Source organism: Streptomyces sp. NPDC002324, assembly GCF_053593335.1.
On sequence record NZ_JBSFCF010000010.1, the window covers coordinates 201,081 to 226,422 of the forward strand.

21 protein-coding genes and 2 tRNA genes are annotated in these 25,342 nt (G+C 70.7%); 13 read left to right on the forward strand and 10 right to left on the reverse strand.

Annotation, left to right across the window (positions count from 1 at the left end):
- Positions 1–187: 187 nt before the first annotated feature.
- Together ACWCRJ_RS16505 and ACWCRJ_RS16510 are read right to left on the reverse strand one after the other, a co-directional pair.
- Positions 188–640, reverse strand: a complete 453-nt coding sequence (locus tag ACWCRJ_RS16505) for a heme-degrading domain-containing protein (protein WP_450939974.1) — start codon at positions 638–640, stop codon at positions 188–190.
- An 89-nt stretch (positions 641–729) separates the two neighbouring features.
- On the reverse strand, positions 730–1,815 hold the full coding sequence (locus ACWCRJ_RS16510) for a Gfo/Idh/MocA family protein (protein ID WP_450939927.1): 1,086 nt from the start codon (positions 1,813–1,815) through the stop codon (positions 730–732).
- A gap of 56 nt (positions 1,816–1,871) precedes the next feature.
- On the opposite strand from ACWCRJ_RS16510, the gene ACWCRJ_RS16515 reads away from it, so the two are divergent.
- From ACWCRJ_RS16515 to ACWCRJ_RS16540, 6 genes are all read left to right on the forward strand, one after another.
- The gene (locus ACWCRJ_RS16515; protein WP_450939928.1) at positions 1,872–3,092 is read left to right on the forward strand and encodes an ROK family protein; all 1,221 of its coding nucleotides are present in this window, start codon (positions 1,872–1,874) and stop codon (positions 3,090–3,092) included.
- A gap of 291 nt (positions 3,093–3,383) precedes the next feature.
- A complete protein-coding gene (locus tag ACWCRJ_RS16520; RefSeq protein WP_450939929.1) occupies positions 3,384–4,244 on the forward strand; it encodes a cell wall protein in 861 nt (286 codons plus the stop codon).
- A 180-nt stretch (positions 4,245–4,424) separates the two neighbouring features.
- Complete coding sequence (locus ACWCRJ_RS16525; RefSeq protein WP_450939930.1) at positions 4,425–5,204, forward strand: HAD-IIA family hydrolase; 780 nt, start codon at positions 4,425–4,427, stop codon at positions 5,202–5,204.
- Between the two features lie 175 nt (positions 5,205–5,379).
- A complete protein-coding gene (locus tag ACWCRJ_RS16530; protein ID WP_450939931.1) occupies positions 5,380–6,054 on the forward strand; it encodes a hypothetical protein in 675 nt (224 codons plus the stop codon).
- Between the two features lie 8 nt (positions 6,055–6,062).
- Complete coding sequence (locus tag ACWCRJ_RS16535; protein WP_450939932.1) at positions 6,063–6,773, forward strand: class F sortase; 711 nt, start codon at positions 6,063–6,065, stop codon at positions 6,771–6,773.
- A gap of 430 nt (positions 6,774–7,203) precedes the next feature.
- On the forward strand, positions 7,204–8,223 hold the full coding sequence (locus ACWCRJ_RS16540; protein WP_450939933.1) for a glycoside hydrolase family 6 protein: 1,020 nt from the start codon (positions 7,204–7,206) through the stop codon (positions 8,221–8,223).
- Positions 8,224–8,529: 306 nt separating this feature from the next.
- Here the strand turns inward: ACWCRJ_RS16540 and ACWCRJ_RS16545 are convergent, their stop codons facing one another.
- The 5 genes from ACWCRJ_RS16545 to ACWCRJ_RS16565 all read right to left on the reverse strand — a co-directional run bounded on the left by ACWCRJ_RS16545 (position 8,530) and on the right by ACWCRJ_RS16565 (position 14,358).
- Entirely contained in the window at positions 8,530–10,467 is a 1,938-nt protein-coding gene (locus ACWCRJ_RS16545; protein WP_450939934.1) for a galactose oxidase-like domain-containing protein, read from the reverse strand.
- Positions 10,464–12,461 carry a glycosyltransferase family 2 protein gene (locus tag ACWCRJ_RS16550; protein ID WP_450939935.1) on the reverse strand — a complete coding sequence of 666 codons (1,998 nt, stop codon included), beginning with the start codon at positions 12,459–12,461 and terminating at the stop codon, positions 10,464–10,466. Before ACWCRJ_RS16550 ends, ACWCRJ_RS16545 begins: the two co-directional genes overlap by 4 nt.
- Before the next feature lie 422 nt (positions 12,462–12,883).
- Positions 12,884–12,960: transfer RNA gene (locus ACWCRJ_RS16555), tRNA-Lys, on the reverse strand.
- Positions 12,951–13,259 (reverse strand): hypothetical protein, encoded by a 309-nt coding sequence (locus ACWCRJ_RS16560; RefSeq protein ID WP_450939936.1) that lies wholly within the window; start codon positions 13,257–13,259, stop codon positions 12,951–12,953. Before ACWCRJ_RS16560 ends, ACWCRJ_RS16555 begins: the two co-directional genes overlap by 10 nt.
- Before the next feature lie 442 nt (positions 13,260–13,701).
- A complete protein-coding gene (locus ACWCRJ_RS16565) occupies positions 13,702–14,358 on the reverse strand; it encodes a hypothetical protein (RefSeq protein WP_450939937.1) in 657 nt (218 codons plus the stop codon).
- A 996-nt stretch (positions 14,359–15,354) separates the two neighbouring features.
- Between ACWCRJ_RS16565 and ACWCRJ_RS16570 the strand changes: the two genes are divergently transcribed.
- From ACWCRJ_RS16570 to ACWCRJ_RS16600, 7 genes are all read left to right on the forward strand, one after another.
- A complete protein-coding gene (locus ACWCRJ_RS16570; protein ID WP_450939938.1) occupies positions 15,355–16,950 on the forward strand; it encodes a peptidoglycan-binding protein in 1,596 nt (531 codons plus the stop codon).
- Positions 16,951–17,159: 209 nt separating this feature from the next.
- On the forward strand, positions 17,160–18,305 hold the full coding sequence (locus tag ACWCRJ_RS16575; RefSeq protein ID WP_450939939.1) for an SPFH domain-containing protein: 1,146 nt from the start codon (positions 17,160–17,162) through the stop codon (positions 18,303–18,305).
- Positions 18,306–18,456: 151 nt separating this feature from the next.
- On the forward strand, positions 18,457–19,074 hold the full coding sequence (locus ACWCRJ_RS16580) for a lytic polysaccharide monooxygenase auxiliary activity family 9 protein (RefSeq protein WP_450939940.1): 618 nt from the start codon (positions 18,457–18,459) through the stop codon (positions 19,072–19,074).
- Between the two features lie 119 nt (positions 19,075–19,193).
- Entirely contained in the window at positions 19,194–19,664 is a 471-nt protein-coding gene (locus ACWCRJ_RS16585) for a hypothetical protein (protein ID WP_450939941.1), read from the forward strand.
- Positions 19,665–19,704: 40 nt separating this feature from the next.
- On the forward strand, positions 19,705–21,351 hold the full coding sequence (locus tag ACWCRJ_RS16590; protein WP_450939942.1) for a long-chain-fatty-acid--CoA ligase: 1,647 nt from the start codon (positions 19,705–19,707) through the stop codon (positions 21,349–21,351).
- A gap of 70 nt (positions 21,352–21,421) precedes the next feature.
- Positions 21,422–22,657: a sensor histidine kinase gene (locus tag ACWCRJ_RS16595; RefSeq protein ID WP_450939943.1), complete on the forward strand. Its 1,236-nt coding sequence runs from the start codon at positions 21,422–21,424 to the stop codon at positions 22,655–22,657.
- The gene (locus ACWCRJ_RS16600; protein WP_450939944.1) at positions 22,642–23,295 is read left to right on the forward strand and encodes a response regulator transcription factor; all 654 of its coding nucleotides are present in this window, start codon (positions 22,642–22,644) and stop codon (positions 23,293–23,295) included. Before ACWCRJ_RS16595 ends, ACWCRJ_RS16600 begins: the two co-directional genes overlap by 16 nt.
- Before the next feature lie 63 nt (positions 23,296–23,358).
- Here ACWCRJ_RS16600 and ACWCRJ_RS16605 read toward each other — a convergent pair.
- From ACWCRJ_RS16605 to ehuA, 3 genes are all read right to left on the reverse strand, one after another.
- A tRNA-Lys gene (locus tag ACWCRJ_RS16605) sits at positions 23,359–23,432 on the reverse strand.
- Positions 23,433–23,585: 153 nt separating this feature from the next.
- The gene (locus tag ACWCRJ_RS16610) at positions 23,586–24,344 is read right to left on the reverse strand and encodes an IclR family transcriptional regulator (RefSeq protein WP_450939945.1); all 759 of its coding nucleotides are present in this window, start codon (positions 24,342–24,344) and stop codon (positions 23,586–23,588) included.
- Between the two features lie 214 nt (positions 24,345–24,558).
- Positions 24,559–25,335, reverse strand: coding sequence for an ectoine/hydroxyectoine ABC transporter ATP-binding protein EhuA (gene ehuA, locus ACWCRJ_RS16615; RefSeq protein WP_450939946.1), 777 nt, complete (start codon positions 25,333–25,335; stop codon positions 24,559–24,561).
- Between the last annotated feature and the right edge of the window lie 7 nt (positions 25,336–25,342).

Here is a 25,342-nt window from a genome sequence, read left to right on the forward strand (position 1 = left end):
GTGGCTTGTCGCGCAGTTCCCCGCGCCCCTGAAAAGCCTGCGGTTCCCTGCGTTTTCAGGGAACCCTCCAGCTCCTCGCGCCCCCGAAAGCCCGCAGTCCTCGGGGCCCTGAGCGCGGGGTGTCACGCGCCCCCACTGCGCAGTTCCCCGCGCCCCTGATCTGAAGGGGCGCGGGGCCCGGCCGGTGTTACAGCGTGCCCAGGAACTGTTCCAGCGCCTTCACCACCATGGCGTGGTCCTCCAGTTGGGGCAGGCCCGAGACGGTCACCGTGCCGATCACTCCTGCTCCTTCCACCGTCAGCGGGAAGGAACCGCCGTGGGCGGCGTACCGGTCGGGGTCCAGGTGGGAGGAGTCCTCGAAGGTCGTGCCCTTGGCCCGGAAGCGGGCGCCGACGAGGTAGGAGGAGGCGGCGTAGCGCTCCACGACCCTGCGTTTGCGGTCGATCCAGGCGTCGTTGTCCGGGGTCGAGCCGGGCAGGGCCGCGTGGAACAGCTGCTGGGGGCCGCGTCGGACGTCGATGGCGACCGGGGCCTCGCACTCGCGGGCCAGCTCCACCAGCAGGGAACCCAGCGCCCAGGCGTCGTCGTGCGTGAACCGGGGGAGCACCAGGCGGCGTTCCTGGGCTTCGAGTTCCTCGATCGTCGGGACCGGGACAGGGACAGGGGCAGGGACCGGGACAGGGGCAGGGACGGGGGCCGGGGTCGCGGGAGAGGTGGGGCCGGTGGTCGTCACAGTCGCACCGCCACGCCCTCGCGCGCCGACCTGCGCGCCGCCTCCAGTACGTCCAACGCGGCGGCCGCCTCGTACGCCGTCACCGGGTTCTCGCCGGCGCCGCGCAGGGCGGCGGCCACGGCCGCGTAGTACGCGGGGTAGTCGCCGGGGAGGGTCGGGACGGGGCGGCCGCCGCCGGTCAGGGGGGAGTCGCCGGCGCCGACGCGGCCCCAGAGGTCCTCGGGCTCCTGGCCCCAGTCGGCGCCGGGGACGGGGCGCTCGCCCTCGCGGAGGGCCGCTTCCTGGGGGTCGAGGCCGTACTTGACGTAGCCCGCCTCGGAGCCCAGCACGCGGAAGCGCGGGCCGAGTTGGGGGGTGACGGCGGAGGCGTAGAAGTGGGAGCGGACGCCGTTCGCGTGGGTGACGGCGATGAACGTGTCGTCGTCCGTCTCGGCGCCGGGGCGACGCAGGTCGGACTCTGCGTACACGAGGGTGGCGGGGCCGAAGAGGGCGAGGGCCTGGTCGACGACGTGGCTGCCCAGGTCGTAGAGGAGACCTCCGATCTCTGCGGGGTCGCCGGACTCGCGCCAGCCGCCCTTCAGTTGGGGGCGCCAGCGTTCGAAGCGGGACTCGAAGCGGCGGACCTCGCCCAGTTCGCCGTCGGCGAGGAGCCCTCGCAGGGTGAGGAAGTCGTTGTCCCAGCGGCGGTTCTGGAAGACGGACAGGAGTAGGCCGCGGGAGTCCGCGAGGGCGGCCAGCTCGCGCGCCTCGGCCGCCGTACCGGCGACGGGCTTGTCGACGACGACCGCGAGGCCCGCCTCCAGGGCGGCGGTGGCCACGGGGACATGCGTCTTGTTCGGGGAGGCGACGACGACCAGGTCCAGCTCGTCCGCCCGGCCCCACAGCTCGTCGGCCGTGACCGCGAACCGCACTTCCGGGAACTCGGCGCGGGCCTGGGCCCGCCGCTCCGGGTTCGATGTGACGACCGTGTCGAGGGCCAGGCCTTCCGTCGCGGCGATCAGCGGGGCGTGGAAGACGGAGCCGGCGAGGCCGTAGCCGACGAGCGCGACGCGAGGGGTTCTGCCTGTGCTGGTGCCTGTCATGCCGTCCACTTAAGCAACGCTGTTGCCAAAGTGCAAGCACGAGGGACAATGGAAGGGTGAACGGCAACGGGATCGGCAACGGGATCGGCAACGGTGGTGGTGCGGGCGGCGGCCTGGGCAACGGGGGCCGTCCCCCAGGGGTGACGGGTGTGAATCTGCTCGCCCTGCGCAGCCACAACGGCGCGCTGGTCCTGGACCTGCTGCGCGGCGCCGGGACGGCCGGGATAAGCCGGCTGGAGCTGGCCGAGCGGACGGGGCTCACCCCTCAGGCCGTCAGCAAGATCACCGCCCGGCTGCGGGCGGACGGGCTCCTGACGGAGGCGGGGTACCGGGCCTCCACCGGGGGCAAGCCGCGTACCGTGCTGCGGCTCGTGCCCGACGCCGGGCACGCGGTCGGTCTCCACCTCGACCGCGACGAGCTGACGGCCGTCCTGTGCGACCTGACCGGCACGGTGGTCGGGGAGCGGCAGGCGGAGCTGAACCTCGGGGCCGGGGCGGACGCCGTGGTCGAGGGCGCGGCCCGTGAGGTGGAGGCGCTGCTGGCGGAGGCGAGCGAGGGGCGTCCGGCGGCGTCGGAGGGCCCCGACGGCGATTCCCACGGCTCCTCGCTCCTGCCTGTCCTCGGCGTCGGCGTCGCCCTGCCCGGCCCCCTCGACCATCTGCACGGCGTGCTGCACCGGGTCACCGGGTTCCCGGAGTGGGACGGGTTTCCGCTGCGGGCGGCGCTGGTGCGGAGGCTGGGGATGCCGGTGGTGGTCGACAAGGACACCAACGCGGCGGCGCTGGGGCTCGCGGCGATCGCCGGGGCGCACGGGTCCTTCGCCTACCTGCACCTCGGTACGGGGCTGGGGGCGGGGCTCGTGATCGACGGGGCGGTGCACCGGGGAGCGCGGACCCGGGCCGGCGAGTTCGGGCACCAGGTCGTCCAGCTGGACGGGCCGCTGTGCGAGTGCGGGAACCGAGGGTGCATCGAGGCGCTGTGCCTCGCGGCGGTGGGGCGCGGGGACGTGGACGAGGCCGCGCGGGTGCTCGGTGCGGGGGTCGCGAATCTCGTGGGGCTGCTCGACATCGAGCTGGTGCTGCTGGGCGGGCGCACGGTCGAGGCGTGGCCCGACGCGTTCGTGCGGGGGGTGGGGTTCGTGCTCGACGAGTGGGCTCGGCGGCAGGGAGAGGATCCGGCGGTTCCGGTTCGGGTGGTGGGGGGTGGGGCGTCCGGGGTTGCGGAGGGGGCGGCTCAGCTGCTGCTGGCGCCGCTGTTCGGGCGTGATGACGGGTGAGGCGACGGGTGAGGTGAGGGGTGGTGGTCGGGGGCCTGGTGGGCGGGTGCGGGTCGGGTGTGGTTGCTCGGGCAGGTCCCCGCGCAGGTCCCCGCCCAGGTCCCCGCGCCCCGAAAGCCGGTGCTGCCGTGAGCGGCGTCCAGGGGTTCCAGCGGCGTCCAGGGGAATCCAGGGGAATCCAGGGGCCGATCCCCTGTGACTCCGCTGATCGAGCGGACTTGGCCCCGAACCCCGTCGCCCCAGGGCGTGGCGGCGCTTCCCCGCGCAAGTAGATGGCATGGTCATGTGTTCATGCGACCGTCTACCTGTCTGACCGCCCTTGTCCTTGTCGGCGCAGCCGTCCTCGTCAGTGGTCCCGCGGTGGCGCTCGGCAGCGTCCCCGTTCCCGGTGGGCCCGCGCGCGCGGTGCCGGACGACCGGCGGCCCACGTGTGCCGGTGCCGACAGGGGAGCCTTTCCCCTCCGGACCCGGATCCGTGGCGGGCCCGCCACCTATGTCGCCGGCGGCGGCTTCCACGACTGGGCGCTGGAGCTGACCAACACCACCACCCGGACCTGCGGGAACATCCACCCGGTGGTCGTGCTGGTGGACGCCGCGCGCACGCTGAAGCGGACGCAGCCGCAGCTGGAGTACTACGCGGACGCCGAGGACACGGCACCCCGGCCGGTGACCTTCGAGCGGACCGACTCCGACGAACTGGTCGGGGTCCTCGGCGGAGACGGAACCGGCTTCACCGTGCCCGCCGGCCGCACCCTCACCGTCCGGGTCCGTCTCTCCCTCACTTCCGACGCGGTCGTACCGAACGACGTCGTGGCCAACGCGGCCGTGGTCGAGCGGCGCGGCGACGACAGCGAGTGGGTCGGGGAGTCCGGCGACTACCGCTTCCGGATCACCGACGGCGAGGAAGGGGACGGGAGCGAGCAGGGGCAGGAGCAGGAGCAGGGTAAGGAGCGGCAGAACGGCCGGGACGGCGGCGGGCCCGCGAAGGAGGGCGGCGGCGTCGTACGCGGCGAGCCGCGGCCGTACCCCGAGGAGCGCCCGGGCGAGCTGGCCGCGTCGGGTGTGCGCGCGGCGCTGCCGTACGTGACCGGACTGCTGCTCCTGTCCGCCGGCGGGCTGTTGGTCGCGGCGGTCCGCAGGCGGGCAGGCTGACCCCGGGACGCGGCCCGACGCCTGCGAGCCGGACCCATCCCCCTGACCTGATGAGCGTGGTCTCAGCGGCCAAGATCGGCCTCCTCTTTTCGGCCAGGCCTCACTAGGGTTGGGGCGGGCCCGGACGTACGGGTGTACGGACGTACGCGGGAATCAGCACAGGCCGGCAGGAGATCGCACATGGCAGAGCGCAAGCCCATCGAGTCGTGGCTCACCGACATGGACGGTGTGCTCATCCACGAGGGCGTGCCGATCCCCGGCGCCGATGCCTTCATCAAGAAGCTGCGCGAGTCCGGGCGCCCCTTCCTGGTGCTCACCAACAACTCGATCTACACCCCGCGCGACCTGCACGCCCGTCTCTCCCGCATGGGCCTGGACGTGCCCGTGGAGAACATCTGGACCTCCGCCCTCGCCACCGCCCAGTTCCTCGACGACCAGCGGCCCGGCGGTACGGCGTACGTCATCGGCGAGGCCGGACTGACGACCGCTCTGCACGACATCGGGTACGTCCTCACCGACCACGAGCCCGACTACGTGGTCCTCGGCGAGACCCGCACGTACTCCTTCGAGGCCATGACGAAGGCGGTCCGGCTGATCAACGACGGCGCCCGGTTCATCGCCACCAACCCGGACGAGACCGGCCCCTCCGCCGAGGGCGCGCTGCCCGCGACCGGGGCCGTGGCCGCGCTGATCACCAAGGCGACCGGGAAGCAGCCGTACTTCGCGGGCAAGCCCAACCCCCTGATGATGCGCACCGGCCTGAACACGATCGGCGCGCACTCCGAGACCAGCGCGATGATCGGCGACCGCATGGACACCGACGTCCTCGCGGGCATCGAGGCCGGGATGCAGACCTACCTCGTCCTCACCGGCCTGACGACCCCGGAGCAGATCGAGAAGTTCCCGTACCGCCCGTCGAAGGTCGTGAACTCGATCGCGGACCTGGTCGACCGCATCTGAACACGACTCGGGCCATCTGAACACGACTCGGGCCATCTGAACGCGACTCCGGCAACCGGAGCGCGACTCCGGCCACCGGATAAACCCCCGGACACCCGTACGGAGCAGTCCCGGCCCCCTCCCGGGTGCGGCCCGGCGGGCGGCGGGGGAGTCTCAGGGTGTCTGGAGGTTCACCATGGGCTCACCACGAGTCACTTTCTGTGCCGGTGCGGTGGTCGCCGCCGCACTGACCGCGTCGGCGCCCCCGGCCCTCGCGGCCGACCCGGGAAACGTCTCGGTGGTACCGGCCTCGCCGTCACCCGGCAGCGACATCCGGGTGCGGGCCACGGGCTGCGGGGGGAGGACCGCGACGGCCGTCTCGGAGGCGTTCGTCGCGGACGCGCTGCTCACCCGGACCGGCGCCGAGGGCCTCGGCACACTCGCCGGAGAGACCCGCGTACGGTCCTCGCTCGAACCCGGCACCTACGAGGTGCGGCTCACCTGCGCCGGCGAAGTGGCCGCGGACCGGATCAGAGGGACCGTCAAGGTGGGCGACGGCAGGCCCGAAGCCGCCGGCCCCTCGGCCCTCAGGCCGCCGGGCACCGAGTCCGAATCCCCCCGGCGGCCCACGTCCCCCGCCTCCCCGGTCGCCCCCGTGCGCGCGGGCGGCGGCGGAGCCGCGGAACGGCTCGTGGCTGCCGGGCCGGTGGACGCGCGGGGCTCGGCCGACCCGGCCAGCTCCATGGACGACGCCCGGCACGCCGGTCCAGGCGCCCGCCACGCGGTGGTCGGCCTGGTCCTCGCGGGGGTCGCGGCGGCGGTGGTCGTGGCGCGGGGCGCGCGCCGCAGCCGCGGCCGCGGTACGGAGTAGGGGTCGCCGTGTCGAGACGGGACTACTCCGACGACGGGAGCACGCTCGGGGCGATCGCCGGAAGCCGGTCGGGCGGCGGAACCGGCCGCGTCGTCGCCGGTGTCGTCTGGGCCGTGCTGCTGCTCGGTCTGTGGCTGTGGGGCCGCGAGATCACCGACGTACGTGCGGGCGAGTCCGCGCCCACCACCGGTGACGTTGCGGCGGTCGGGCGCCCCGCCCAGGCCGAACTGCCGCCCGCCGCACAGCCGTTGCGAGACGCGCGGCCGCAGCGGCTGGACATCCCCGCGATGGGCGTACAGGCGCCGGTCGTGGCGCGCGGCCTCGACCGCGACGGGGCGATCGAACCGCCCTCCTACGGTCAGCCGGGCGTCGTCGGCTGGTACGCGGGCGGTGCGCGGCCGGGGGCGACGGGCGCCGCGCTGTTCGTCGGACACGTCGACACCGAGACCCGGCCCGCCGTCTTCTACAAGCTGAGCGCGCTGAGCGTCGGCGAGAAGATCCGGGTCACCCGCAGCGACGGCAGGATCGCCGAGTTCACCGTGGACGACGTCCAGGTCATCGGCCGCGACGACTTCGACGCCGAACGGGTCTACGGCGTACGGCAGTCGGGGCGCGCCGAACTCCGTCTCGTCACCTGCGGCGGCACCTTCGACAAGGCGACCCGCACCTACACGGCGAACGTCGTCGTCTCCGCGTACCTGAGCGGAACGGGACCTTGAGGGGTACGGGGCGCCTGAAGGGTGCGGCACCTTGAGGGGCCGCGGGAGTGACCCGGCGCCGGCACGGGAGGCTTGCGACGCGGAGGACCCGGGGCACGAGAGGCCGGGGGCGTCGAGGGGCCGGGGCCGTACCCCTGCGATTCCGGAGCGCGTGGGCGCCACCGGCCAGAGGTCGGCCGATGCCGGGCCCGACGCCCGTGACTGGGCGTCATGGTGGCGGCAGAGATGAGGAGTTGAGGCGGAAGCCGCTCGCTCCGATCGGTGCTCCGCGGGGCCGTACGAGCGGTTTCCGCCCCTGTCCGGACGTGTCGTCCCCCCATCGTGATCAGGAGTCGACAGCACCTGGCCAAGGCTGTGACGACCTCGTGGGCGAGACGGGATTTATGCCAGGATTGGGGCTTACGACACGGTGCACCCAAGGGGGAGTTGGATGTACGGCAGTAGGGGGGCCGGGGTTCGGGCGTCCGTGGCGGTGGTGGCGGCGATATCGCTCGCCGGCTGCTTCGGGGGGGACGACGGCGACGGCGAGAAGAACCGCGCCTCCGGATCCGGTATCACCCAACAGCCAAGCGGCACGGACCCGTTCTGGGTCAATCCGCGGGGGAACGCGGCGGCCCAGGTCGCCGCCTACGAGAAGGCGGGCAAGGACGAGGACGCCGAGCTGATCCGCATGATCGCCGAACAGCCCACCGGCGAGTGGATCGGCCCGGAGAACCCGGAGCGGGAGGCCAGAGGCTTCACCGAGGCCGCGAAGGAGGCGGACCGGGACGCCGTCCTCGTCCTCTACAACATCCCGCACCGCGACTGCGGCCAGTACTCCGGCGGCGGCGCGGCCGACGGCGACGCGTACCGGGCGTGGATCGACGGCGTGGCCCGGGGCATCGGGGACCGGGCGGCCACGGTCGTCCTGGAGCCCGACGCGGTGCTCCACGTGGTGGACGGCTGCACCCCGGAGGAGTTCCACGGCGAGCGGTACGACCTGCTGAAGGGCGCGGTCGAGAGGCTCGGCGCCCTGAAGAACACGAAGGTGTACCTGGACGCGGGCAACGCCGGCTGGGGCGACCCCGAGGAGATCTACGACCCCCTCAAGTGGGCCGGGGTCGAGCAGGCGGACGGCTTCGCCGTCAACGTCTCGAACTTCTACACCACCGAGGACTCCATCGAGTACGGCAGGCAGCTCTCCTCGAAGATCGGCGACAAGCCGTTCGTGATCGACACCAGCCGCAACGGCAACGGTCCCTGGACCGAGGGCGACGAGGACGAACGCTGGTGCAACCCCCCGGGGCGGGCCCTCGGGGAGACCCCGACGACCAAGACCCCGGACGAGCTGGTGGATGCGTATCTGTGGGTGAAGCGCCCCGGAGAGTCCGACGGCGAGTGCAAGGGCGGACCCCAGGCGGGGGAGTGGTGGCCGGAGTACGCGCTGGCCTTGGCGAAGGCGTCCGACTGAGGCCCGGGGCGCCTGAGGGGGGTGAGGGCGAGGGGAGTTGGGCGACCGCGGGTCCGGTGGGCGCTGGTCGCGCAGTTCCCCGCGCCCCTGAAAAGCGGGGGCTGCGCCCCCTGCTCTTCTGCCCAGCAACCTGTTCAAGACCCACCGGCCCGTCGCTTCACGGCCCACCGGCCCGTCGCCTTCCAGCCGCTCCCGCCCGTCGTCTTCCAGGCCCGCAAGGGCCTGGTCCTTCAGGGGGCGCGGGGAACTGCGCGACCAGCCCCCACGCACCCGCACCCGACAACGAACCCTGTCCCGGCCCCGCCCCTACGGCACCTTCACCCACCGCGCCTTGCTCGGCGTCCCCGCCTCGTCCGTCACGAACAGCATGTACCACCCCGACTGCACCAGATTCCGGTTCTTCGGCACGGTCACCGTGATCCGGTCGCCGTCCGCCACGAAGTCCACCTCGATCGACTTCTGGTCCACGTCCGTCACATGCGTCGACGCACTCGGCCGGATCAGCCGGGCCGACCTGACCGCCGAGGCGTCCCGCGCACCGAACGTCGCCGTCCCGCCGCGCGCGACCGTCTTCGGCCCACCCGTCAGCGTCGGCCGTGCGTCCCGGAACAGATACGGCGGCGTGTAGATCTCGATCCGCTGCTCGAACTCCCCCGGCTTGGTGTTGGCCTTGTCGGCGTACAGGGAGTCCGACCCGAAGAAGACGACCCGCCCGTCCGGCAGCAGGATCGACCCGGAGTGGTAGTTCCGGCCGACCAGCGGGTCGGCCACCCGCCGCATCCCGCCCGTCCTCGCGTCGTACAGCCGCGCCTCCAGGATGTTGGAGTCGCCGCGCCCGCGATAGTCCTCCGAGCCCCCGGAGATGAGCACCGTGTCGTCGGGCAGGATCGAGGCCTGCGGATACCGCGTGCCCTTCGCCATCTCCGGCCCGTCCACGAACCTCGGCTCGTCGGCCAGCAGGTCGACCAGCCGGGTCCTCTTGCTGGACCGCTCCGACTCACCGACCCCGCCACCCCCGATGACCATGTACTTCTCGTCCTGCGCCGGAGGCAGCAGCACGGTGCCGGCGGTCTCCAGCAGCTTCCCGTCGCTCATGCCGGGCAGCTTCGTGAACGTGTTGGTCCTCAGGTCCCAGACACCCGGGTCGCGCCCGATGTCGTCCGGCCCGTACCCCGCGTTCGCGCCGGAGTAGAACAGCTTGCCGTTCTGCATCAGGGAGATCGCCGGGTACGTCGGGAACTGCTGGACGCCCTTGGTGTACGTCCACTTCCTCGTCCCGGGGTCGTAGATCTCGTTCTTGCCCGGCACGAGCTGACCGATCTCGTCGAGGCCGGACAACGACAGCACGGTGCCGTCCGACAGCGTCGTGAGCGTCGGGTACCAGCGGGCCTCGTTCATCGGGTCGACCTTGATGTACTTCTCGGCGACCGGGTCGAACTCGTAGGCGTCCCTGATCCCCTGGAAGTCCTTCTTGTCGAGAGCGAGCTTCTGCGCGATGCCGTACGTGTTCCGCGCGTCCTCGCCCTTCAGGCCCACGACCCGGTAGTTGTCCTCCGTACCCGTCTCGTACCTCCTGCCGCGCCTCTCGGCCTCGACGTAGGCGCGCGCGATCCCCGGCTTGTTGCCGGTGAACTTCCCGGTGTCCGGATCGAAGGTCTTGACGGCCTTCTTGATGTCGACGGTGTCCTTGAGGACGAACGTCCTGCCGTTCTCCTTGCCGACGAACCGGGTCCCCGCCTCGATCCTCATCCGTTTGTCGGGGTTCTCGTTGTGGATGATCATCAGCCCGCCGGCCTTGGTGACGTCACCCTTCAGCTTCTCGTAGCGCTTGGTGCCGCCCGCGATCAGCAGATTGCCGTTGGACAGCTGGGTGTGCCCCGTGCAGAACAGGTCGGCCGGGGTCGGCACCCGCTTGATCGTCTGCTTGACCGGGTCCCAGACGCGGGTGTCGAACTTCTTCTTGTCGAAGTTGTCGGCGTCGTTCCCGGAGCCCGCGATCAGCAGGATCTTGCCGGTGTGCAGAAGCGCGGCGTGGATCGTGTTCTGCCGGTACTCCGGCGGGAACTCGACGACCTTCCACTGCCCGTTGGCGGCCTTGTACTCCGGCCTGTCGATCTTGTACTCGTGGTACTTCTCCGTACTGAAGCGGTACACCCAGGGCCCGTTCGTCCCCGCGAGCGCGAGGACCACCGCCCCGCCGATCGCGAGGCGACGGGCGCGGCGGCGGCCTGCACGGTCCTTCATTCCTTACGTCCCCCCAGTCCGCCCAGGGCGATCTGCATGGTCTGCTCGCTACCCCCGCTGCCCGACCCGGACGCGGCCCAGCTCGGCTTGTGATGGGGAGCGTGGGGTGCGGGTGGGGCGTGTGGTGCGGGCTGTGGCGCGAAGGGCGCGGGTGCCGCCTCGGGCGGTGCCACCATCGAACCCCGCAGCTCGGCGGTCGCGGCGGCCTTCTTTTTGTCCTGCCGCAGCATGTAGCGCCAGGCGACGATGGGCAGAGCGGTGATCATCATGGCGAAGACGGCCCAGATGATCATCGCGGGGTGCGAGTTGCCGAAGACGAAACCGGCGGCGATCGAGGCCCCGAAGATGAGGATGAAGTACCAGTGGTACCGGAAGGTGCCGAACCACCGGTCGGGGCTCGCCGAGTCGCCCTTGGGCGTGACCACGAACTTGCTCTTGCGGCGCAGGGCCGAGTCGATCAGCGCCTTCGCGTAGAGCGGCGCGGACAGCGCGGACATCACCATGCCGGCCACCCCTCCGGAGCCCTCCGGCTCGTGCGGGGAGACGTTGTGCCGGCGGTTCCAGACGTACAGGCCTATCTGGAGCGCCGAGGCGTTGCCGTAGAGCATCAGCCACACGGTCGGATCGATGTTCACGCCCGAGGCGCCCAGGCCCAGGAACAGGGCGCAACTCAGCGCCGCCAGGATCCAGTTGAGGGCGGACATCGGGTAGAAGATGATCATCATGGTGTAGTTGAAGAGCTTGCTCGGCGGCAGCGAGTACCAGCCCTTCCAGTACTGCTTGAGAATCGTCTCGTAGGTGCCCCGCGACCAGCGCATCTGCTGGGTGAAGAAGTCCGTCCAGGCGCTGGGTCCCTCGCCCACCGCGAGCACGTCCGGCGTGTAGACCGAGCGCCACTTCTTGCCCGTGGCCGGGTTCTTGTGACGGTGGATCTCGAAGCCGGTCGCCATGTCCTCGGTGATGGAGTCGTAGAGCCCGCCGATCTGCTTGAGCGCCCTGATCCGCACGGCGTTGGAGGTGCCGACGAACATGGGGGCGCCGTACCGGTTGCCGGCGCGCTGGATCAGCGCGTGGAACAGGAACTGCTGGGACTCGGCGGCCTTGGTGACGAAGTTGTCGTAGTTGCCGTACACCTGGGGGCCGATCACGAAGCCGATGTTCGGGTCGCGGAAGAAACCGAGCATCCGCTCCAGGTAGTTGGGCAGCGGGATGTGGTCGGTGTCGACCGAGGCGAAGAAGTCGTAGTCGTCGCCGTGGGCGTCCAGCCAGGCGTTGTAGTTGCCGTGCTTGGTCTTGGCGCGATGCGGGCCCTTCGGCTGGTTCCACTTCGCGATGCCCTTGCGGGAGAAGTGGTGCACGCCGAGGCGCGCGCAGACCGCCTTCACGGCCGGGTCGTCGCCCTCGTCGAGCAGCCATACGTGCAGCAGCCCGCGGTGGCGCAGCCGCACCGCGGCCTCCAGGGTCTTCGTCACCATCTCCAGCGGCTCCTTGCCGGGCACGAAGGAGGTGAGGAAGGCGACTCTGGTGCCGGTCTCGGGCACCACCGGGATCGGGTCGCGGGCGACCAGGGTGGCGTGCGCGTTCGACAGGACGTTCATGCAGCGGAAGAACTCGATCAGGCCGATCGAGACCAGCATGACCATGTCGAGGGCTGGCAGGAAGTCGTACTCGACGTAGTCGCGCTTGGTCCAGTGCTCCTGCTGCAGCAGCCAGCCGAGCAGGACCAGTGAGAGCAACGGCGCCGCTGCCAGCATCAGGGCGACCCGCAGCCGGTGCGGCTCCTGGGAGATCAGGGAGCGGTACTGCACCGTGTAGGGCTTGGTCGGATCGGGCTGGGTGAGTGGTCCCGCGAGGCGGCTGTAGTGCTCGTAGTCGTATCTGGGAAGGTTCTTGCGCAGCTTGCGGAATGCTCCGGTCCGGTGCGACGGCATCTTGAGCCGGGTCGTTTCGGATGGATCGTTGTTGTGCCGGGCGCCCGTCGGCGTCGACGTCATGAGTCATTCCCCCCGCACACACATCGAGTGTGTGTTCGTCGGTCTTTCATCCGAATCGGTCCCCCTCGACCGTTACGGACCCATCAGTGCGTCATCGTCACCATGTGATCTACACCATGGAGACACGGGACGACGGCCATCCGGTTGCATTGATGCCCCCTCGGCATCTTTTGTTCCTGAGCGCCTACGTCATGTGTTTTAGTGCGGGCGTGTCTTCGGTACTTACCGGTCGTAACGCCCTCATGGGGGCATTGCCGGAGAACCCGTGGGGGCGTGTACGGAGAGGCGCAAGCGGAGAGGGCGCGCCTGCGGATAGGCGCCTATCCGGAGGGATGTGCATGCGGAGAGATGTGCATGCGATGCGAGAGATGTGCATGCGGAGAGGCCCCTCGCGTCACCTGCTCGCGAGGGGCCTCTCCGGGTGGTGCGCCGCCAGGGACTCGAACCCCGGACCCGCTGATTAAGAGTCAGCTGCTCTAACCAACTGAGCTAGCGGCGCGCGAGGAAAAGTCTAGCGGAGGGGCGGGGGTGCTCCTGACCGCGTGCGCCCGGCGCATCGGCCGGGAAACGGCCGGTCGCCCGGCTCCCGGCGGGGGAGGGGATCTCGTTGCTCTTGTCGGCGACCTGGCGCTGGGCCAGGACGTGACCGATGTGGTTCATCGCGGTGAGCAGGGTGATGTGCCCGGTGACGTGGGTGCGTGAGCCGCGCGGGGCTTCGCCGTCAACGGCGAACGCCCGCAGTCCGGGGCCGGCCGGGGTGGCGCGGGCGGTGCGGAAGGCGCCGTTCGCCCGGTCCATTCCGTGATCGCGGTGAGCGAGCGGACACCGGCCAGGACACTCGCGGCGGCTGCGGCGACCAGGGCGGACAACCGGTAGCGACGGCCACGGATGCCTCGCGGGTCGGGCACCAGGTCCAGGAAGCCGGACAGTGTGACCGCGTCCGCCAGCGGGACCGGCGCGGCAGCCCGGCCCAGTTGGGCGGCCGCGGTGGGCATGGGAGAAGAGGCAGGAGCAGGCGCGGACTCGCCAGGTGTACATGGGACTTCGGCACTCGCATGATCACTGAGACCGTGCCCGCACTGCGTCCGCCCCCGCCCGAACCGGGACTTCCCCTCCAAGACGGCCCGGCACGGCGCTCCGGACGAAACGTGGTCCGCAACGGCCTCTGAGCCGAAGTCAGTGATCCGCGCCATGCTCGTCACCCCGGCTTACGGGTGACGAGCATGGCGCGGATATGAGGTCAGAGCTTACCGTTCACCGCGATCCCGTCATACTCTCGCTCCCGGATGTTGGCCTGCCAGTAGCCCCATCTCACGTTCGGGTCCCAGGTGTATACGTGACCGGCCTGGTTGAGGCCAAAGGTGCATGCCCTGTTCTGGCTGACCCATCCGCCCACGTAGTCGCCGCTCTTCCATCGGCGCTGGACCACCTGCCACGGCTGACCAAAGCCCCCAGGGGGGACCGGCTGCTCGAATGTCTCCGTGGTGCTGATCGTGGACGACTTTTGGATCGAGGGGATGAGGGACAAAACGAAGTTGTACCATTTCTTGCTCGGCGAACTAGCGTTACCGAGGCTGACCTGACCACCTACAGCCCAACCGAAGTTTGTGGTCTTGTTGACGCTCCAAGAGTAATTGCAGTTGGCTGGAGAGTTGGATGCGCACTTCTTTTCAGTCCCCCTCCAGACCACGTCTTGCCAGCTGTTCCGGTCTTGCTGCCGCGCCACGGCCCTGGCTTGTTCCTTGAATGAAGAAGCTTTCGGAGCGATTTTTACCTGGTCCGTGTCCGAGTCTCGGAGGCAACCTCCCACCGCGTGGGCGGGGTCCGCCGAGAAAAGAATCACGGCGGCTAGGAACGGAGCCGTAGCCAGTGGACGGGTCCACAGCTTCTTGTTCATTCTCGTCCTCTCTCCACGGAAAAACTGACGCATGCAGATGGGTGCGAGTCTGCATGACAGGAATCACGTGGACATGATGGCACTACCGGGGCCTCATCGCTCCGAATGCGTTCCAGTGCGGAAGGAACCTCTGCATTCGAGGGGTGATGCCTTCTGACGTGATGAATATGGCACTCATCAACTTATGCAGTCAACACTGTCGGACAGTTTTGAATGGGTTTCAGTGAGTGTACAGGGAATGCATTTTTCGGGCAGGCTGAAACGGCATTCTCTCTTTTCGCGAATGATGAAACCGGAGCGCGAAAAAGTGCACGGGAAGGTGAGTGAGGTCTTGCGTGCACGGGTGTGGGGGTCGGGTAGGGGTGCCGCAAGCGCAAAGGCTATGTAGGCAAAGGGAGTTGACGGCTCTGCGATCGCGATCTTGTAGCAAGCGGTCTCTGGCGTCAAGCGCTGGGCGAGGAACGAAAAGAACGAAACACCACCGGGACCGCGTCTCGATCGAACCGAACGGTAACTTGATGCCGGCGATTCGAGTGCACGATCGCAGCCTCCCTCTCGGTGCTCCTCGGTCGCCGATGCGGCCGGCGGACTCGGAGCGTCAAGGTCGGTCACCAATGGACTGAATGAACGAAAGGCTACCCGGCAGTCACCTTCGAGTAATTACCGGACTGTCCGGTAACCCGTAATTACTGGGCCATTCGGTCATAGTGAGTTGCTGAAAGGTTTCTTCATCCTGGCGGTGAACCACAGGCGACAGCCGGGGCCCGTCGGAGCCCCGGACCAGCCCCGCCGAGGTCGCCGGCCGACGCACCGAGCGATGCCGAGGGGCACCGAGCGGCACCGCGACCTCGTCGCGGACCCGCGCCGACCGGGACACGGCCGCCCCCGGTCGTGTACATCATTTGGACCGTCAGCATGCGACACCGGAGGACAGTTGAGAAACTGACGTGCGTGCAGAAGCGTGGAATTCTTCGGTCGGTTCGCGAGGGGAATCGTATGGGGACTCCGGTATTCGAGGAGATCGATCCGGGGATCGATTGCGAATGCCCCGGCTGTGTCCACTGGCGACGGGTCATGCCCTACTCGGCCCAGTACGCCCATGCGAGTCACCCGGCGGCCAGAACTGTCAGGAACGCCCTCGTCGTGGCCACCGCCGCCGGCGCCGCACTCGGCGCGGGGCATGTCGTGCCGGCCGTCGCGGCGGCCCATGCCCCGGCTCGCCCCGGCGCTGTTCCCGCAGGTGAGGGCCCTGACACCCCGCAGGGCAAGAAGGCTCCGCTGCACGGCCCCCGCGGTCGTCCGGCGGACGGGGAGAAGCCGCCGAGGGAGGTGACCATGCCGCCCACCACCCGCGCCGAAATCATCAGGAGGGCCAAGAGCTGGATCGAGGCCGAGGTGCCGTACAGCATGCGCGAGTACTGGTCCGACGGTTACCGGCAGGACTGCTCGGGGTTCGTCTCGATGGCCTGGAACCTCCCCGGGAACGAATGGACGGGAAGCCTCGACAAGTTCGCGCAGCGCATTTCGAAGGACCGGCTGGAGCCGGGCGACATGCTGCTCTTCCATAATCCGAAGGACCCTCAAAAGGGCTCGCACGTCGTCATTTTCGGCGGCTGGACGGACGACGCGGAGACCCACTACATCGCCTACGAGTCGGCCCGCCCGTACGCCCGCAGACAGGCCACCCCGTACGGGTACTGGGACAACGCCGCCCGCTATGTGCCGTACCGCTACAAGGGGCTGATCACGGACGACGGCGCCGATCGGCCGGACGACGGGACGGACACCGCCGGGGGCACCGGCACGCCCGCCGAACCGCCGAAGACACCCCGGACGCCGGGCGCGAAGGGGGCCGCCGGGCCGTCCGGCGGGGACCGCTTTCCGGGCCCCGAGGCCTTCGGGCCCGGCGCGCGGAACACGTACGTGGCCCGGCTGGGGCAGATGCTGGTGCAGCGCGGCGGGGCCCGCTTCTACACCGGCGGGCCGGGGCCGATCTGGTCGGACGCCGACCGTAGGGCCACCCGGGCCTTCCAGCGGGCGCAGGGCTGGTCGGGCCACTTCGCCGACGGGATTCCGGGGCCGCTGACCTGGTCGTATCTGGTCACCGGGCGGGGCCGCGACATTCCGCCGGCAGGGAACCCGGGCCCGGGCGGGAACCCGGGCCCGGGCGGAAAACCGGCGGCGCCCAAGCCGCCGGGGGTGCACCGGCCGTCGGGAAGGCCCGCCCCGCCCGGCGCGCCGCAGCGGCCCGCGATCCCCGGAAAGTCCGCCCCGCCGAGGAGCGCCGGGGAACCCATGGCTCCCGGGACCCCCCTGGCTCCCAGGGCCCCCGTGCCGCCCGCCTCGCACGGCGTCCTCGGCTATCCGGGGCGTGGCATGTTCCGGCCGGGCGCGGACAACGCGTATGTCACCCGGCTGGGGAAGCAGCTGGTGAAGAAGGGATTCGGCAAGTACTACACCTCGGCCCCGGGGTCGCGTTGGGGCGAGTCGGACCGGCGGAACGTGGAGGCGTTCCAGCGGGCCCAGGGATGGCGTGGCGGCGCGGCGGACGGCTATCCGGGCCCCGAGACCTGGCGCCGGCTGTTCTCCTGACGGCTCACGGCTCACGGCTGATGGCCGATGGCCGGTGCCGACGCCTGACGGCCGATGGCCGATGGCCGATGGCCGATGGCCGGACCCGCTCCCCCGGAACGCGGATCCACCCCTCGCCGTCTCCCACCCCCGGCCCCTTCCACGCTCTTCCCCCTCTCCACCGAAAGCTCTCAGCACGGTTCTTCCTGCGCGGAGGCATGGAGGCACATATGAGTACCACCACCTCACCCACACCGGAGCCCGAGGGGCCCGTGCGGCCCGCCCGGCTCATCCAGAACGAGACCACCACCGAGATCCCCGTCCACCTGCTCTTCCGGGACGACCCGGTTCCGGTCGCCGTCCCGGTCACGCCCGCCGTCGTGGGCCGGCGGCGCGGGACCGGCGAGCAGCCGCGGGTGCGGCAGGGGCCCGCGTCCGCCAAGCCGCGCCCCGCCGTCGAGGTCGACCCCGAGCTGGTCGAACGGCCGGCACGGGTGGTGCCCGGAGTGCTGGGAGTGCTGGGCGGGGCCTGTGGTGTGGCCGGATGCGTCCTCACCTCCTGGTGGGCCGGGGTGCTGCCGGAGCTCGCGGCGCGGGGGCTCGGACTACCGACGGCGTCCGCGGGTGCCGGACTCGGGCCGGCGCAGTGGGCCGCGTACGCCGGGGCCGGGGCCCTGACGATGTTCGGGTTCGGCGGGCTGGCGCGGGGGCGGACCGGAGGGGCCTGGGTGCTCGGTCTCTTCGGGCGGTACCGGGGAACGGTCCGCCGCACCGGCCTGCTCTGGGTGAACCCGCTGGTGCTGCGCCGCCGCGTCGACGTACGGCTGCGGCACTGGCGCAGCGAGCCGATGGCGGCCGTCGACGCGAACGGGGTCGCGATGCGCGTCGTCGTCCTGGTGGCGTGGCGGGTCAGGGACACCGCGCGGGCGGTGCTCGGGGTCGAGGATCACGAGCGGTATCTGCGGGAGTGCGTGGAGGCGGCGGTCTCCCGGGTGCTGGCGCAACTGCCGGCGGACGTGCCGCCGGGCGCGCTGGTCCGGGACGCGACACTGCGGAACACGGAGGCGGTGGGCGAGGCGCTGACGCGGCTGGTGGCGGCGGACGCGGCGCCGGTCGGGGTGGAGGTCTTCTCGGTCCAGCCGACCCGGATCGAGTACGCGCCCGAGGTGGCCGCCGTGATGCAGCGCCGCCGGATCGCCGCGCTCGACGCCCAGCACCGCGACACCGTCCTCACCTCCGTCGTCGACTCGGTCGAGGACACGGTGACCCGGCTGACCCTGCGCGGCCTGGTCGAACTGGACGACTACGAGCGCAAGGCGCTGGTGAAGGACCTGACGGTGGCGTTCTACACAGGGCGCCGCGAGGTGTCGCCCTGAACTGCCGGAGTCGCCGTGAACCGCTGAGATCGCCCCGCACCGCTGAATCGACATGGCCGTGCTTTTGATATGGACACGGTCAACGGTCGCCCATAATCTGGGACTTGGTCTAGACCTGGAAACTTCCCCACGTACTCCAGGGAGCGGCAGCATGCGCCATCACGCGCGTAACAGGACCAAGTGGTACGCGGCCGCGGTCGGCCTGGCCACCACCGGAGCGTTCGTGCTCTCCAGTGGTGGCGCCACCGGCCACGGCTACACCGACCTCCCCGTCAGCCGGCAGAAGCTCTGCCAGAACGGCACCGTGACGAACTGCGGCGACATCCAGTGGGAACCGCAGAGCGTCGAGGGACCGAAGGGCTTCCCGGGCTCAGGGCCGGCTGACGGCCAGCTGTGCTCCGGTGGCAACAACAGGTTCAACCAGCTCAACGCGTCCACCAGGCCGGGCGGCGGCGCCTGGCCCACCACCAGGGTGACGGGCGGTCAGAACTACACGTTCCGGTGGCAGTTCACCGCCATGCACGCCACCACCGACTTCAAGTACTACGTCACCAGGGCGGGCTGGAACCAGAACCACGCCCTGGCCCGCTCCGACCTCAACCTGACCCCGTTCTTCACCGTCCCCTACAATGGTCAGCGCCCCCCGTCCACGCTCTCCCACACCGGCCGTCTGCCGTCCGGGCTGAGCGGCCACCACGTCATCCTCGCGGTCTGGACGATCGCGGACACCACCAACGCGTTCTACGCCTGCTCGGACGTCACCTTCTGAGCCTCGGCACCCCCGGCCCCGCGAGTTCTGAGCATCGCTTGAGCTGCGCGGGGCCCCCACCCGGGTAGGTTCCCCACACGCCGCCTACCAGGGTGGCCGCCGAACTCGGGGGAACCGCCATGGATGTCTTCTTCTACCTCATTCCCGTGGTCATGATGACCGTCATCGGCTTCATGGCGTACCGCGTCCTGAGCCGTTGGCTGCGCGTCAGAAGCGCCTGGAACAGCGGACTGACGGCCGAGGCGCGCTGCCTGCGGACATTCACCACCGTCAGCAGGAACATGGGCGAGCGCAGCAGCGTGCGCACGACGGTCCACCACGTGTACGAGTTCACGGCCCGGGACGGCCGCGCCGTCCGCTTCGAGGAGGAGGACGGGCCGATGACGACGGTCGAGGGCGACTTCGTGACCGTGTACTACACCGACGGCCCGGACGTGGTCGCCACCGCCCACGCACCCGGCGAGCGGGTCAAGCAGGCCGCGGCCGGACTCGGCATCCTCGCGTTCCTCGGGGTGGCCTTCGCGTTCTGCGTGTTCCTCATGGTCTCCTTCCACCAGCTCTCCACGGACGCCGCGTTCCCGACACCGTGACCCTCCTCAACTGACGGTAGGTCAACTACCGTGCGCCGACATGGAGTCCACGAGGCGCACGGTCGCACAGCTCGTCGCCGACCGGTGGGACGACCACCGGCCCGGGCTGTGGTTCGAGGAACAGGTCCTGACCCACCACGAGGTCACCGCCGGAGCCGCCGCCCGCGCGGCCCTGCTCGCCGACCTCCTGCCACCGGGCGCCGAACCGCACATCGGCGTCCTCCTCGACAACACCCCCGAATTCCCCCTCTGGCTGAGTGCGGCGGCCCTCGCGGGTGCCGCCGTCGCCGGTATCAATCCCACCCGCCGGGGCCCCGAACTGGCCCGCGACATCCTGCACACCGAATGCCGGCTCCTCATCACGGAACGGGCCCACCTGCCCCTGCTGGAGAACCTCGAACTCATCGGCGTGCGCGTGTTGGTGACGGACACCCAGGCCTACGCCGACCTGCTCGCCCCGTACGCCGACGCCACCCCCGACCCGACCCGCGCCACCTCCGCCGACCGCCTCCTCCTCTACTTCACCTCCGGCTCCACCGGCGCCCCCAAGGCCGCCCTCTGCTCTCAGGGCCGGCTCGCGGCGGCCGGCGGGGCCCTGGTGGACCGCTTCGGGGTCCGGCGGGACGACGTGCACTACATCTGCATGCCGCTCTTCCACGGCAACGCGGTCATCGCCGACTGGGCCCCCGCCCTGGTCGCCGGCGCCGGGATCGCGCTACGGCGCCGGTTCTCCGCCTCCCGGTTCCTGGACGACGTACGGGCGTACGGGGCCACGTACTTCACCTACGTCGGACGGGCCGTTCAGTACGTCCTCGCCACCGAACCCCGTCCCGACGACCGCGACAACCCCCTGCGCATGGGCTTCGGCACGGAGGCGGGGGCCGTGGACGCGGCGGCGTTCGAGAAGCGGTTCGGGGTCCGGCTCGTGGAGGGGTACGGGTCGTCCGAGGGCGGGGCGGCGATCCAGCGGACGCCCGGGGCGCCGCCGGGGGCGATCGGCCGGGCGGCACCCGGCGACGACCTCGCGGTGGTCGACCCGGAGACCCGGAAGGAGTGCCCGCCCGCCGTCTTCGGCGAGGACGGCCGCCTGCTCAACGGCACGGCGTCGATAGGCGAGTTGGTCAATCGCGGCCCCAACCCCTTCGAGGGCTACTGGCGCAACCCGGAGGCCGATGCCGCCCGACGCCACGACGGCTGGTACTGGACCGGCGACCTCTTCTACCGCGACCCGGACGGCTTCCTCTACTTCGCCGGCCGCACCGACGACCGCCTCCGCGTCGACAGCGAGAACCTCGCCGCCGCCGTCATCGAGAACATCCTCGCCCGCTACGAGGGCGCCGAGGCCGTCGCCGTCTACGCCGTCCCCGACCCGGTCGCCGGGGACCAGGTCATGGCGACGATCGCGGGCGAATTCGACCCCGACGGCTTCGCCGAGTTCCTGGTGTCCCAGCCCGACCTGGGGACCAAGATGACCCCCCGCTTCGTACGCGTCGTCGCGTCCATGCCCGTCACCGCCACCAACAAGATCCAGCGCGCCACCCTGCGCCGCGAGGGCTTCCGCTGCCCGGACCCGGTCTGGTGGCGCCCACCGGGGAAGTGGGCGTACCGGAAGTTCTCGGCGGTGGATCAGGCACGGCTGGTGACGGAGTACCGGGCTCGGGGGCGGGAGGAGTTGCTGACGAGGTAGGGCTGGGCATACCTCCGGACACCACCTGGGCCCATGGCCGCCGGCCGCCGCCCCCGCCTACCGTGATCCCATGATCCGAACGGTCCTGCGGGAGCTTCCGCGCGCGGTGGCCTACCTGCTGAGCGGTGTCCTCGTCGGCGTCCCGCTGTTGGTGGTGCTGCTGGTCCTCGGGGTCCTCGGGCTCGCCCTGACCCCGGTCCTGGTGGGACTGCCGCTGCTCGCCGTGGCCGTCCTGTCGGGCATCCCGGTCGGCGCGCTCGAACGGCGGCGACTGGCCCTGACGCGCACCCCGCCGCCCGGCCCGCACGCCACCCCCGCCGAGCCCGGTCTCGCCGCCTGGACCCGGCTGCGGCTGGCCGAGCGGGCGACCTGGCGGGAGCTGGCGTACACCGCCCTGCTCGCGTTCGTGCTGTGGCCGTTGGACGTGGTCGTGCTGTTCGTCGCGCTGGCCGTGCCGGGCGCGATGATCGGAGCGCCCGCGCAGCTGGCGACGACCAGCAGTGCCGGCGGTGACGCCCGGATCGCCAAGCTCTGGCTGATCGACTCCTACGGCCAGGCCCTGCTGTGCACACTCGCCGGCGTCGTCCTCCTCCTCGCCCTGCTGTGGCCCCTCGTCCAGTACGCGCGGGCCCGTGCCGCGCTCGCCCGGCTGCTGCTCGGCCCGAGCGAGGCCGAGGCGGAACGGCGGCTGGCCGAGGTGACGCGGTCGCGGGCCCGGCTGGTGGCGGCCTTCGAGGCCGAGCGGCGCAGGATCGAGCGCGATCTGCACGACGGGGCGCAGCAGCGGCTCGTGTCGCTGAGCATGACCCTGGGCCTGGCCCGGCTCGACGCCCCGCCGGACCTGGCCGGCCGGTTGGCCGCCGCCCACCAGGAGGCCGACCAGGTCCTGGGCGAACTACGCGAGTTGATCCACGGCATCCACCCCCAGGTCCTCGCCGACTACGGCCTTCCGGAGGCCCTCGCCGACGCCGCCGACCGGTCCGCCGTACCCGTGGAACTGGACGTCGACCTTCCCCGGTTCGCCGAATCCGTCGAATCCGCCGCGTACTTCGCGGTCCGGGAGGCCCTCGCCAACATCGGCAGGCACAGCGGGGCTTGTCGGGTCCGGATCGTCGGACGTTACGCGGGCGGGCTGCTGCGGGTGGAGGTGGAGGACGACGGGACGGGCGGTGCCGACCCCGCACGGGGGACCGGCCTCACCGGACTCGCCGACCGGCTCGCCGTGCTCGATGGGACACTGTCCGTCCACAGCCCGGCCGGCGGCCCGACCGTCCTGTCCCTGGAGATCCCGTGCCCGCAGCGCTGAAGATCGTGCTCGCCGAGGACAGCGTGCTGCTGCGGGAAGGACTCGTGGGTGTCCTGACCCGGTTCGGGCACGAGGTCGTCGCGGCGGTCGGGGACGCGGAGTCGCTGATCACGGCCGTACGGTCGTACGTTCCCGACCTCGTCGTCACCGACGTACGGATGCCGCCCGGCCTCTCCGACGAGGGGCTGCGCGCCGCACTCGCACTGCGCGCCGCGCACCCCGCCCTGCCCGTGCTCGTCCTCAGCCAGTACGTCCAACGGGCCTACGCGGCCGAGCTGTTGGACACCGGGGACGGCACCGGCGTCGGCTATCTCCTCAAGGACCGTATCGGCCAGGTCGAACAGTTCGCGGAGGCGGTGGAGCGGGTCGCGGCCGGGGGGACGGTCGTCGACCCCGAGGTCGTACGGCAGCTGCTGCGGCGTCGGCGTGATCCGCTGGCGGCGCTCACCCCGCGCGAGCGGGAGGTGCTCGCGCTGGTCGCCGAGGGGAGGTCGAACGGGGCGATCGCCCGCGAACTCGTCGTCACCGAGGCGGCCGTCGGCAAGCACATCGGCAACATCCTGGGAAAGCTGGACCTGCCCCCGGCCGAGGACACACACCGCCGGGTGCTGGCGGTCCTGGCGTATCTGCGGGGGTGACGTGACGCGCGGGGGTGGAGACACGCGGAAGGCCCCTCGCCGGAGCGAGGGGCCTTCTTGCTGTGCGCCGCCAGGGACTCGAACCCCGGACCCGCTGATTAAGAGTCAGCTGCTCTAACCAACTGAGCTAGCGGCGCAGACTCTGTCGCCTTCGCGCTTTCGCGGCCGGCGACAGAGAAAATACTACCTGGTCCGCGGGGGTGCCTTCGACCACTTAAACGTGAGCTGGATCTCCGGCGGGCGGCGGGCGACCGGTGGACGGCGGATCACCGACGAGTCGCCCGGCCCCGCTAGATCGCCAACGACAGCAGCACCGGCGCCGCCCCCCGGTTCAACGTGTTCGCCGCCGCGCGCAGCCGGTGCGCGTGCTCCAGCGGGAGGGACAGCGCGAGACAGCCGACGGCGGAGCCCGCGGTGATGGGGACGGCCGCGCAGACCGTGCCCGGCGCGTACTCCTGGAGGTCGAGGACCGGGACCGTGGGGGTCTGCGCGTCGAGCTTGCTCAGCAGCACCTTCTCGTTGGTGATCGTGCGGGCGGTGAGCCGGGCCGGGCGGTGGCGCGAGAGATGGTCGCGCCGGCCGTTGAGGTCGAGCTGGCCCAGCAGGCCCTTGCCGAAGGCGGTGGCGTGGGCGGAGGAGCGGAAGTCGACCCACTCGTGGACCGCGGGCGTGTCCACGCTGTCGGCCCAGCCGGTGACCTGGATCTCCCCGTCCAGATAGCGGGTGACGTAGACGGCGGCGCCCACCGAGTCGCGCAGCCGGTCGAGGGTGTGCTGGAGTTGCTCGCGCAGGGCCTGGTCATGACCCTCCGCGGAGCCCAGCCGGGCGAGTGCGGCACCGCTGACGTAGGCGCCGTCGGTGGTCTGCTCCACATACCCCTCGCGCCGCAGCATCCGCAGGAGCGCGGTCAGCCGCTCACTGTCGACGCCGGTGCGACGGGCGATCTCGGCGTCGGTGACGCCACCTGCGTGCCGCGCCACCGTCTCCAGGACACGCAGGGCGTCCTGGGCCGAGTGGTACGGCGCGGTCGGCTCGTGCTTGAGCGCCACGGTTTCCCCCTGCGCTTCTCGGGCCGTTTTTCGGACAGCTTGCCGGTTCCCACGATACGGCCCAAGAGCCGTACGCGGAGGGGTTGTTCACGAGAATTTCCGCCCGCCCCCGAGCCTCCCAACTGCCGGACCAGCACTCTGGCATATGCCGAAGGCATGGCCCGGCGGACGGACCTCGCATGTTCCCACGCGTTCGCCCGTTCACTCGGTGTAGTCAGATGACCGCACCGAGGAATTCGCGCGTACGTTCGTGTGACGGATCGCCGAAGATCTTCTCGGGACTGCCCGATTCGATCACCTGGCCGGAATCGAACATCAGAACTTGATCCGAGATGTCCCGGGCGAAGTTCATCTCGTGGGTCACGCAGAGCATCGTGATGTCCGTGGTGCGCGCGATGTCCCTGAGCAGGTCGAGGACGCCCGCGACCAGCTCGGGGTCGAGCGCGGAGGTCACCTCGTCGAGGAGCAGCACCTGCGGGCGCATCGCCAGCGCCCGTGCGATGGCCACGCGCTGCTGCTGTCCGCCGGAGAGCTGGCTCGGGTAGGAGTCGCACTTGTCGGCGAGCCCCACCATGTCGAGCAGCTCACGGGCGCGCGCCTCGGCCTCGTCCTTGGACAGCCCGAGGACGTTGACGGGCGCCTCGGTGATGTTGCGCAGCACCTTCATGTTGGGGAAGAGGTTGAACTGCTGGAACACCATTCCGATGTTCTTGCGGACCTCGCGGCACTGCTTGTCGCTCGCCGGGTACAGCTGCTGCCCGCCGACGGTGATCCTCCCCTCGTCGGGCTTGGTGAGGGTCATCAGCAGCCGCAGGATCGTCGTCTTGCCGGAGCCGGACGGGCCGATCAGCGTGACGTGCTTGCCGGCGTCGACCGAGAAGTCCAGCCGGTCGAGGACGGTGTTGCTGCCGAATCGTTTGGTCACGTTCTCGAAGCGGATCAGTTCCTTCGTGTCCGCCACGCGCTCGTCGGAGGAATCGGGTTCGTTCATCAGCGGG